Here is a 10,694-nt window from a genome sequence, read left to right on the forward strand (position 1 = left end):
ATTGACTCCTAGCTGAGACGGCCCCGGGGGTTGCCCGGAGCCAGACGGAATGCAGATCAGGCAGCCATGAAATCCTGCCAGCGGCGAACCAGGTAGCGGTCTTCGTCCATCAGGGTGTTCCAGATGCCGACATTGCCCATGCGCTCCCAGAGCGAGCCGCCATCGCGCATGGCGCCGGCCTTTTCCATGACCTTGCCGAACGGATCGATGATGTCGGCGGTGGCGGGCTTGCCCTCGTACCAGTAGCCATAGTCATTGGGGTCCATCAGCGCCTTCATGGTGTCGGGCACCGATGAGTAGAAGCCCTGGCGGGAGAAGTAGACGCCGTTGAAGCCCGAATTGGTCCAGTTCATGTATTCCATGACGCAGTCCTTGCGGAGCTTGTCACCCGCATCCAGATGAGCCATCGAGGACATGAAGATGTACCAGCCGCGCGAGCCTTCCTTGAGCGGCAGATACTGGCACTCGATGCCGCGGGTGCGCACTTCGGTCACGGCCGGAGCGAACATCGACTGCAGCACGACTTCGCCTGAAGCCATCAGTTGTACGGACTGGTCGAAGTTGGTCCAGAACGAACGGAAATGGCCAGCACGCTTGAATTCGATCAGGAGGTCGATGGTCTTGTCGATTTCCTCGCGGGTCATGTTGCCCTTGTCGGCATAGGTCATCAGACCAGCTGCCTCGAGCGCCACCGCGGCGTCGGGTACGCCCACGCCAACGCCGTCCTGCAAGGCCACTTTGCCGGCAAAGTCGGAGTTGAAGAAATCTCCCCAGCTTTCCACCTTGTGGGGCACCAGGTCAGGACGCACGCCGAGGGTATCGGCATTGTACATGACGGGGATGCCGACCAGGTAATCTGTGGGGGTCAGCGAATATTCCTGTGCCGTCTCGTCGGTCCAGTACTGCGACTTGATCGGAGCAAAGCCTTGCATGGAATAGGGCTTGCCGTCGGCATAGGTGCCCTCGGTGAACAGCGGCACCGTCTTGTCCCAGTGCGCATATTCAGAAACCGGGATAGCGCGCAGAATGCCCTTGTTTTTGAAGTAGCCCATGGACGTGTTGCCGAAATCTGCGACGTCGATGGTTTCGGGCTGGGTCAGCATCCGGTTGATCAGCGTGGTATTGTCCAGCGTCTGCATCTGCACGGTGAAGCCAAGATCCTTGTTGGCCTGCTCGGCCACGGTCGGATTGGTGGTGTAGATCGACCCGACATGGGTAATCGTGATGTCCTTGCTGGCCTGCGCCCAATAGGTGGGGAAGCCGGTAATGGCACCCGAACCGATGGCGGCGCCAACAGTGGCAGCCGCGCCTTTGAGGACGCTGCGGCGGGAAATGCCGTCTTTCTTTGTTTCAGTCATCTCATGCTCTCCAGTGAGGGCTGCGGCGGGCAGCGCTTGTTCCGGAGATGAGGATCGAATGAAGTTCCGAAGCGAACAAATGAGATAAACTCACAGGTAGGCAAGAGCTAGATTACTGCTGCGCCGGGCGCAAAGCAGCCCTGCAATCCGTTCCAAATAAAAACAAAAAACGACCATGGGCCAACGCCTTAGGGCGTCGACCCATGGCCGAACACTGCATTGCAGAACAACAAAACGTTTTAGCTGGCCACGGAAAACTGCTGCTGCTGTTCGGCCAGCAGTCGGTAGCGGCCATCCATGTAGACCAGCGGGCCATTGGCTTCGGCCCAGAGTTCGACAGAGACGATCTCCGCCAAGAAGATGGTGTGGGACTGATAGGGAACGACCTGGCGCACTTCACAGTCAAAACTAACCATGGAATTGACCAGCGCCGGCGCGCCGGTGCGCAGGGTCTGCCACTGGTCATAATCGAAGCGCTTCTCGCGATCGACCGGGCTCGAGAAACGGCCGGCAACTTCCTCATGGGAATCGGCGAGGATGTTGACGCACAAAATGCCCGCTTCGGTGATATGGGCATGGGCGGAGGCGGTCTTGTTGATGCAAACCAGAAGAGTTGGCGGATCGGCCGTAACCGAATTGACCGCGGTGGCAACGAGGCCATGACGAACGCCCCCGTTGACCGTCGTGATCAACGACACCCCAGCCGCCAAACGGCGCATGCCGAGTTTGAACTCCTGATTGTGCATCTGCCTGCTTCCTTCCTCGCCGATTGCAGCGACTATAGGCAAACTATCGGCCCAGCCCATTTTTTGGCCAACTGACCATTTCTCACGAGGCGCAATGAGAAATTCTGGACTGAATTGCGGTTCGTCCCGGCCTAGCTTCGCGTCGTACCAAGGTGGGTGAAGGAATTCGAGGCGTGAAGAAAATAGCTTTCATCGGTACCGGCGGGACGATCGCGTCGCTGGGCACGGGGCCACTCGACATCGTCCATTATGGTGCGCACAAGACCATGCTGCCCGCCGGCGACATCATCGCGGCAGTGCCGCAGGTCCAGGATGTGGCGCAGGTTGTCGCGGTGCCGTTTGCCAATATCCCCAGCCCCAGCATCGGCTTTGCGGTCTGGAAGGAGCTTTCGGCGCTTTGCTCAAAACTTGTGGCGGAAGACCCGAACCTGGCTGGCATCGTGGTTGGCCATGGTACGGCGACGCTGGAAGAAACGGCCTATGCGCTGGGGCTGACGCTGAAGGTTTCGGTTCCGGTGGTGGTGGTCGGATCGCAGCGGCCGCTGAGCGGGCTCGCCAGCGATGCGCCGATGAACTTGGTCAATGCCGTGCGGGTCGCCGCGGATCCAGCATCGGGGGGCCGCGGCGTGCTGGTGCTGCTCAACGATGAAATTCATGCCGCGCGTGAGGTGACCAAGACGGCCACTTATCGGCTCCAGACCTTCCGCGCGCCCGATTTCGGCATGCTCGGATATGTCGACGGCGATGCGGTCAATTATTACCGGCGGACCGAGCGCGTCACGGCGCCGAATACCGAATTTGATATTGCAATGCTGGGCGAGTTGCCGCGCGTGGACATTGCCTATGCCTATAGCGATGCCGATGGTGCCGATGTCGACGCCTTTGTTGCCGCCGGCGCCAAGGGCATCATCTCGGCGGGCTTTGCACCCGGGATGGCGCCTCCCGGACAGATGCAGGCGCTGGAGCGCGCAGCCAAGGCGGGCGTAAAAGTGGTGCAGGCAACGCGCGCGGGCAGTGGCATCGTGCATGACAGCGCGCGGCTGACTGAGATGGGTTTCGTGCCGTCGGACAATCTCAACCCGCAAAAGGCGCGCATTCTGCTTGCCCTGGCGCTGACGCGCACCACCGAGCGCGCCGACATCATGCGCATCTTCAAAACATACTAGGAGCCTGCGATGTCCCAGATCGATGAACTTGACGCCGTGTCGATCGCGGAACGCGTCACTTCAGGCACGCTGAGCGTGGCCGAAATCGCCGAGGCGCTGATCGCGCGGGTCGAGGAGCGCGACGCCGAGGTTCAGGCCTGGGCCTATTTCGATCAACAATTGCTGCGCGATCGTGCGCGTCTGCTGGACGACGTTCCGGTCAAAGGGCCCCTCCACGGCGTGCCGATCGGGGTCAAGGATGTGATCGCGACCTATGATATGCCAACCGGGCACAATACTGCACGCTACGCCAATAGCCGTCCGGGGGTTGACGCGGCCTGCGTCGACACGCTGCGGGCTGCGGGTGCGCTGATCGCAGGCAAGACGGTTACGACCGAGTTTGCTGCGACGCTGCGCGGTGGCAAAACGCGCAATCCCCATGCGCTAGGCTATACGCCAGGCGGATCTTCGAGCGGGTCGGCAGCAGCGGTTGCAGACTGGCAGGCGGCGATCGGCCTTGGCACGCAGACTGGTGGTTCGACGATCCGGCCGGCCTCGTTCTGCGGCATCTATGGCTGGAAGCCGACCTGGAGCAGCATCAGCCGCGAAGGGCTCAAGATGAGCTCGACGACGCTGGACACGCTGGGGCTCTATGCGCGGAGCGCCCGCGACCTCATGCTCCTGGCCGATGTGTTTGCCATCGAGGCACAAGATGCCCCCTCGCCCGTCGCACTTGCGGGCCTGCGCGTCGGCATCTGTCGCACGCCACAATGGAGCAAGGCCCTGCCCGCAACGCAGGACGCCATCAGGCACGCCATGTCGCTGCTGCGGGCGCAAGGGGCGGAGGTGCAGATGCTCGACCTGCCCGGTGTTTTCGAGACGATCGGGGAATCACACCGCATCGTGGCGCGGACGGAAGGAAGATCGTCGTTCCTCAACGAATACCGGAACACGCCGGACCTGCATGAGGATTTCAAGGCGACGGTGGAAAACCGCAGCGGCATCAGTGCCAGTGATGCGCGGGCGGCCTATCGGCATGCCGACCACTGCCGCGGTGTCTATGACGATGTGGCCAGCCAGTACGATATCGTGCTGACGCCAAGTGCGACCGGCGAGGCGCCGGCGGGGCAGGACGCAACGGGTGACGCATCGTTCAACTCGATGTGGACGCTGCTGCAAGTGCCGGTGGTCAATGTGCCGGGACTTCTTGGTCCCGCCGGTTTGCCGGTGGGCTTGTCCCTGGTGGGCCGCCGCTACGAAGATCGCAAGGTCATCGCCATTGCCGAACTGGTCGGCAGCGCCCTGGCACGCCGCGACGCCGTGGCGGCATAGAACAGGGCGGCATTGCCTGCGCCGCCCTTGCCTATTGCGCTAGAGCGACGCGATGAAGGTGGCGCTGTCGCTGATTTCGGCCTGCCGCGGCAGGATCTTGGTCAGCAGGAAATCGTGTACGGCCGGATCATTGTCGCCCACGCAATCGGCAAGGATGGTGATGGCGAAGTCCATGTCGGCCGCCATGCGGGTGGTCGAGAGGATAACGCCGCTGGTGGAAATGCCGGTGAGCACGAGGTGATTGGCTTCAAAGGCGGAAAGAATGACCAGAAGGTCGGTGCCGTAGAGCGCGCCGACGCGATGCTTGGTGACGACCGGTTCGCCGGCAATCGGAGCCAGTTCCTCGATCACGGCCGGCTCGACCAGCCGGCCGGATGACCTGACGGCGGAAAAGCCCTTGTTGTTGGCCGAAACCTCTGGATAGCCGGGGCGAAAACCCACAACTACATAGGCGACCGGCATGCCCGCACGGCGCGCGGCATCAAGCACCTTGCGCGTATTGACGATAGCCCCGGCCGCGTCGTGACCGGAGACGATTTCGTGCTGGAAGTCCATCACGAGCAGGGCTGAACGCCGTGCTGTCACAGGGTCTTTCCCTTGTAAGATACCATGGGCATCTTGCCTTCGGTCGCGGTAAAATCCCTGACCCGACCGAGTACGATCAGCGTGCCGTGACGCTCGATGGTTTCCTCGACCTCACAGTCGATCACCCCCGATGCGCCCTGCAGCACCGGGGCGCCAGTGGCCAGTTTGCTCCAGCTGCCGAGGGTGAACCGATCGGCACCCTTGAGGTCTCCCTTGCCACCGAAAGGACCGGCTAAATCCGCCTGGTCGGTCGCCAGGTAATTGATGGCAAAGTGACCGCCCTCAAGAATGGCGGAGACAGCCGAGGTCTTCTTGTCGACCGAGATCATCATCACGGGCGGCTCGGCGCAAAGATGGGTGGCTGAAAGCGCGAGGAAGCCGCGGGGCCCATCCTTGCCTTGGGCAGTGACGATGGCCGTGCCGACGGCGCGCAGGCCAACCGCCTGCCAGAAGGTGCGGACATCGATGACCCGCTCGGTCGTCATTACTTCAGACATGTGCGTACTCGTTTCCGGTATGGGGTCTCAGGCTGCTGCCTGAGCCCCTGTCACCTTGCTGCCATTGCGGCTCTTCATCAACGGCTGGATGTATTGTCCGAACTGCTCAATGCCGACGATGAAATCATCAAAGATCAGCATAATGCCTTCAATTCCGGGTTGTTCAGCCAGTTGATCGAGCATGCGGGCGACGTTCTCATAGGATCCGATCAGCTTGGGGCCGCCATTGGCGGTCGCGGATTTGGGGTCTTTGAGCGTCTGGGCCGCGCCGGCGGCCATGCGGGCAGCCGTGGATGTCGAGGCAGAGAACTTGTCGGCGCCCGACTGCTGGCCCATCCATTCGATGGCCTCGAGGTCAACGCCCTTGTTGTAGTGTTCCCACTTGGCAAAAGCCATTTCGTCCGTGCGGTCGGCAATGATGGTGATCAGCGTATAGGCGCCGACCTTGCGGCCGGTTGCGGCGGCTACGGTCACCAGGCGCTGCGCGTTCTCGCCGCCGAGCTGGGGCTCGTTGATCTTGCCGCCGGCGCCGACGAAGTTGTAGTCGCATTCCTCGGCCACGAACTGCATGCCACGATCAGACGTTCCAGCCGCCACGATGTCGATATGGCCTAACGGACGTGGGCTGAGCTTGCAATCGTCCATCTGGAAATACTCGCCATTGAAATTGGACGTGCCGGTTTCCCAGAGCTCCTTCATCACCTTCACGTATTCGGTGGCGTAGGCGTAGCGATTCTTGAAATGCTCATCGCCGGGCCAAAGACCCATCTGCTGGTATTCCTTGGGCTGCCAGCCAGTGACAATGTTGACGCCAAAACGACCGGGGGCAATGGAATCGATGGTCGACGCCATGCGCGCAGCGAGCGCCGGCGGCAGGGTCAGCAGGGCGATAGAGGCATAAAGCTTGATCTTCTGCGTCACGGCGGCGATGCCCGCCATCAGCGTAAAAGCTTCGAGGTTGTGCTGCCAGAACTCGGACGGGCCGTTGTAGCCGCGCAGCTTGATCATGGCCAAAGCGAAATCGAGGCCATAATGCTCGGCACGCTGCACGATGGCTTTGTTGAGGTCGAAGGTGGGATAGGTCTCAGGCGAGGTGGTCGACATGAACCAGCCGCGGCTGCCGATAGGAATGAATACGCCGATCTTGGTCATGAGAGCTCCTTAGGCAGCGAATTGGTTTTTGGCCGGCGTGACATTGCGTGACTTCATCAGCGGCTGGATATGCTCGCCGAACTGCTCCATGCCGACGATGAAATCGTCAAAGGTAAGCATGATGCCCTCGATGCCCGGCTGCGCGGCAATTTCGTCGAGCATGCGGGCGACATTTTCGTATGAGCCGATGAGCTTGAGCATGCCGGTAGGCACGGCCTTGGACGGATCGTCCAGCATGGCCTGGGCATTGCGCGCCATGCCGCCGGCCGTTGAATTGGCAGGGGCGTTCTTGTCGGCCGAAGACTGATCACGAGACCAGGCAATGGCCTCCATGTCGGTGCCGGACTTGTAGTGTTCCCACTTGGCGAAGGCCATTTCGTCAGTGCGATCGGCGATGACCATCAGCAGCGTATAGGCGCCCACCTTGCGGCCATAAGGCTTCGTGACCTCCATCAGGCGCTTGGCATTATCGCCGGCATTGGCGGTATTGTTGATGCCCGAACCGGCGCCGATGAAGTTGTAGTCGCAGTGCTGACCGACAAATTCCATGCCGCGATTGCTGGCGCCAGCGGCGACGATGTCGATATGGCTGGACGGACGCGGGCTCAGCTTGCAGTCGTCCATCTGGAAATATTCGCCCTGGAAATTGGACGTGCCGGTCTCCCACAGGTCTTTCATCACCTGGACGTATTCGGAGGCATATTCGTAGCGGCGCTCGAAGTGGGCATCGCCGGGCCAAAGGCCCATCTGCTGGTATTCCTTGGGCTGCCAGCCAGTGACGATATTGACGCCAAAACGACCTGGCGCAATGGAATCGATGGTCGATGCCATGCGCGCGGCGAGGGCGGGCGGCAGGGTGAGCAGGGCAATCGAGGCATAGAGCTTGATCTTCTGCGTCACCGCGGCAATGCCGGCCATCAGCGTAAAGGCTTCGAGGTTGTGCTGCCAATATTCGCTGGGACCGTTGAAGCCGCGCAGCTTGATCATGGCGAGGGCGAAATCGAGCCCGTAATGCTCGGCGCGCTGCACGATGGTCTTGTTGAGATCGAAGGTGGGGTAGGTTTCGGGCGAAGTGGTCGAAATCAGCCAGCCGCGGCTACCGATGGGAATGAAGACGCCTATTTTTACCATGGCTGGGTGAACTCCGGGTTTGTAGGTCAGGCCGCGTTCTGGTTGGCGGCGGTGAGGGGCGTGGCGCGGCTGCGCATGCGCGGCTGGATATATTGGCCGAACTGCTCGATGCCGGTGATGAAGTCGTCAAAGGTCAGCATGATGCCACCCAGGCCGGGGGTTTCGGCCATGGTGTCGAGCATCTTGGCAACGTTTTCGTAGGACCCGATCAGCCGCAGGCCGCGATTGGGCTCGGCGGCAGCGGGATTACGCAGCTGTTCGAGCGTGCTGGCCGCCATGCCACCGGCGGTGGAATTGGCTGGCGCCTTGGTATCCTGGGAGGATTGGGAATGGGCCCAGGCGATGGCCCCCATATCGGTCCCCTTCTTGTAGTGTTCCCACTTGGCGAAGGCGAGTTCGTCGGTCCGGTCGGCAATGATCATGGCGCCTGTGTAGGCCTGGACCCTGCGGCCAGTCGTTTCCGCGACTTTGGCAAGACGCAGAACATTAGCGCCCGCCTTGTCTGGCTGGTTGATGCCACCGCCGGAGGAAACAAAATTATAGTCGCAATGCTCGGCGACGAACTGCATGCCACGGTCGGATGTACCGGCCGCCACGATGTCGATATGGTTCGATGGACGGGGGCTGAGCTTGCAGTCATCCATCTGGAAGAATTTGCCCTGGAAATTGGAGGTGCCCGTTTCCCAGAGCTGCTTCATCACCGTCACGTATTCGGTGGCGTAGTCGTAGCGCTGGGCAAAATGCGCCCCGCCTGGCCACAGGCCCATCTGCTGGTATTCCTTGGGCTGCCAGCCGGTAACGATGTTGACGCCGAACCGACCCGGCGCGATGGAGTCGATCGTCGACACCATGCGGGCGGTCAGGGCCGGCGGCATGGTAAGCAGCGCAATGGAGGCATACATCTGGATCTTGGTGGTGACCGCGGCAATGCCCGCCATCATGGTGAAGGGTTCCAGGTTATGCTGCCAGAACTCGGACGGGCCGTCATAACCGCGCAGCTTGACCATGGAGAGCACGAAATTCATGCCGTAATGCTCGGCGCGCTGGCAGATGGTCTTGTTTAGATCAAAGGTTGGATAGGTGCGTGGGGCGGTGGTGGACATGATCCAGCCGCGACTGCCGATGGGAATGAACACGCCGATGTTGACCATGACGCTGCTCCGTATTGAGGAGGGAACGGGCGCCCGAGCGGCGCCCGCGGAGATCAGGCGGCAGCCTGGTCGCTTGGCAGCGCAGGATTGCGTGATTTCATCAGCGGCTGGATATGTTCGCCGAACTGCTCCATGCCCACGACAAAGTCGTCAAAGGTGAGCATGAGGCCCTTGATGCCGGGGACAGCCGCGATCTCATCGAGCATGCGCGCGACGTTTTCGTAGGAGCCGATGATTTTTGTCATGCCGGTCGGCTCAGGGTTGTCGATGCCCTGTTTAAGCAGGGCGGCGGTTGAATTGGCACTGGCCTTGCTATCAGCGCCGGCCTGGCTGGCCTGCCATTCGAGAGCCTCGATATCAGTGCCGGTCTTGTAGTGTTCCCACTTGGCGAAAGCCATTTCATCGGTTCGATCAGCGATCACCATGATCAACTGGAAGGCACCGGTATCGCGGCCATGGGTCTTTGCTGCCTCGGCAACGCGACCGGCGACATCGCGGCAGCCATCGGTCTGATTAAGACCACCGGCGACCACGAAGTTGTAGTTGCCGTGCTTGGCCACGAAATCCATACCCGCAGGCGACTGTCCGGCGCCCACGATCTGGATCGGTGCGCTGGGCTGGGGCGAGAGCTTGCAATCGTCCATCTGGAAGAAGTCGCCCTTGAAGTCAGAGACGCCCGTTTTCCAGAGGTCCTGCATTACCGTGACATATTCGGTCGCGTAGTCGTAGCGGCGGGCGAAATGCTCGGGCGTCAGCTCGAGGCCCATCTGCTGGTACTCCTTGGGCTGCCAGCCGGTGACCATGTTGACGCCGATGCGGCCGGGCGCGATCGAGTCGATGGTCGAGACCATGCGCGCGACCAAGGCAGGCGGCATGGTGAGCATAGCGACGGAGGCGAACAGCTGGATCTTCTTGGTGACGGCGGCAAGGCCGGCCATCAGCGTGAAAGATTCGAGGTTATGCTGCCAGTATTCGCTGGGCCCGTTGTACCCGCGCAGCTTGATCATGGCGAGGGCGAAGTCGAGGCCGTAGTGCTCGGCGCGTTGTACAACCGTCTTGTTGAGATCAAAGGTCGGATAAGTTAGCGGGGACGTGGTCGATATCAGCCATCCACGACTGCCGATGGGGATGAATACACCAATCTTCGTCACGCCAAATGTCTCCTGCAGTCGCCTTGTGCATCGGCCGTAGCGGCCCGTCACTTGGCTGTTGAACCTTGCGGCACCATGCTTGACTGCAGCCTCCAATTTTCCAATGGAGTAATTCTCACCTGAGGCTTGCGATATTATTCCTTGTGTGGCGTGCGAATTGCAGCCCCAGTTGCTCGTCGCCTTTGGATTGCCGGCCTCAGAGGCGGTAGCTCATTCGGCCCCATCCCGCGATCTTCCGACAATGCTGCGCCGTACACCCAAGATGTCAGAGCAGGCTAGCCTGCTCAAAGTGAGCCTACGGAGGACCAGACGCGATGTCTGATGTCGGCTTACGGGAACTAGGGAGAATGCCGGAGAAGGCCGATTTGAGGTCGGCAGCTGCCACTAAGGAGCCGGCTGAACGATGGCCGCTATCCCACCCTCAATGCCCAAAAGCTGCCGGTCTG

General features: G+C 61.0%; 10 protein-coding genes. 2 read left to right on the forward strand and 8 right to left on the reverse strand.

Annotation, left to right across the window (positions count from 1 at the left end):
* Nucleotides 1-56: 56 nt before the first annotated feature.
* Complete coding sequence (locus AC3YOG_RS20435) at nt 57-1,358, reverse strand: ABC transporter substrate-binding protein (protein ID WP_489936442.1); 1,302 nt, start codon at nt 1,356-1,358, stop codon at nt 57-59.
* 239 nt (nt 1,359-1,597) lie between these two features.
* Nucleotides 1,598-2,104: a flavin reductase family protein gene (locus AC3YOG_RS20440; RefSeq protein ID WP_489936443.1), complete on the reverse strand. Its 507-nt coding sequence runs from the start codon at nt 2,102-2,104 to the stop codon at nt 1,598-1,600.
* 173 nt (nt 2,105-2,277) lie between these two features.
* On the opposite strand from AC3YOG_RS20440, the gene AC3YOG_RS20445 reads away from it, so the two are divergent.
* Both AC3YOG_RS20445 and AC3YOG_RS20450 read left to right on the forward strand, forming a co-directional pair.
* Complete coding sequence (locus tag AC3YOG_RS20445; RefSeq protein ID WP_489936444.1) at nt 2,278-3,270, forward strand: asparaginase; 993 nt, start codon at nt 2,278-2,280, stop codon at nt 3,268-3,270.
* A 9-nt stretch (nt 3,271-3,279) separates the two neighbouring features.
* Nucleotides 3,280-4,581: an amidase gene (locus AC3YOG_RS20450; protein WP_489936445.1), complete on the forward strand. Its 1,302-nt coding sequence runs from the start codon at nt 3,280-3,282 to the stop codon at nt 4,579-4,581.
* Nucleotides 4,582-4,620: 39 nt separating this feature from the next.
* Here the strand turns inward: AC3YOG_RS20450 and AC3YOG_RS20455 are convergent, their stop codons facing one another.
* From AC3YOG_RS20455 to rutA (AC3YOG_RS20480), 6 genes are read right to left on the reverse strand one after another with little or no spacing between them, the layout of a single operon-like run.
* Nucleotides 4,621-5,166, reverse strand: a complete 546-nt coding sequence (locus AC3YOG_RS20455) for a cysteine hydrolase family protein (RefSeq protein ID WP_489936446.1) — start codon at nt 5,164-5,166, stop codon at nt 4,621-4,623.
* A complete protein-coding gene (locus AC3YOG_RS20460; RefSeq protein WP_489936447.1) occupies nt 5,163-5,663 on the reverse strand; it encodes a flavin reductase family protein in 501 nt (166 codons plus the stop codon). Before AC3YOG_RS20460 ends, AC3YOG_RS20455 begins: the two co-directional genes overlap by 4 nt.
* Before the next feature lie 27 nt (nt 5,664-5,690).
* Entirely contained in the window at nt 5,691-6,815 is a 1,125-nt protein-coding gene (gene rutA, locus AC3YOG_RS20465; RefSeq protein ID WP_489936448.1) for a pyrimidine utilization protein A, read from the reverse strand.
* Nucleotides 6,816-6,824: 9 nt separating this feature from the next.
* A complete protein-coding gene (gene rutA, locus AC3YOG_RS20470) occupies nt 6,825-7,946 on the reverse strand; it encodes a pyrimidine utilization protein A (protein WP_489936449.1) in 1,122 nt (373 codons plus the stop codon).
* 26 nt (nt 7,947-7,972) lie between these two features.
* Complete coding sequence (gene rutA, locus AC3YOG_RS20475) at nt 7,973-9,097, reverse strand: pyrimidine utilization protein A (protein ID WP_489936450.1); 1,125 nt, start codon at nt 9,095-9,097, stop codon at nt 7,973-7,975.
* A 53-nt stretch (nt 9,098-9,150) separates the two neighbouring features.
* The gene (gene rutA / locus AC3YOG_RS20480) at nt 9,151-10,248 is read right to left on the reverse strand and encodes a pyrimidine utilization protein A (protein WP_489936451.1); all 1,098 of its coding nucleotides are present in this window, start codon (nt 10,246-10,248) and stop codon (nt 9,151-9,153) included.
* Nucleotides 10,249-10,694: the final 446 nt, after the last annotated feature.

This window comes from Devosia sp. Z6_126, assembly GCF_058133495.1.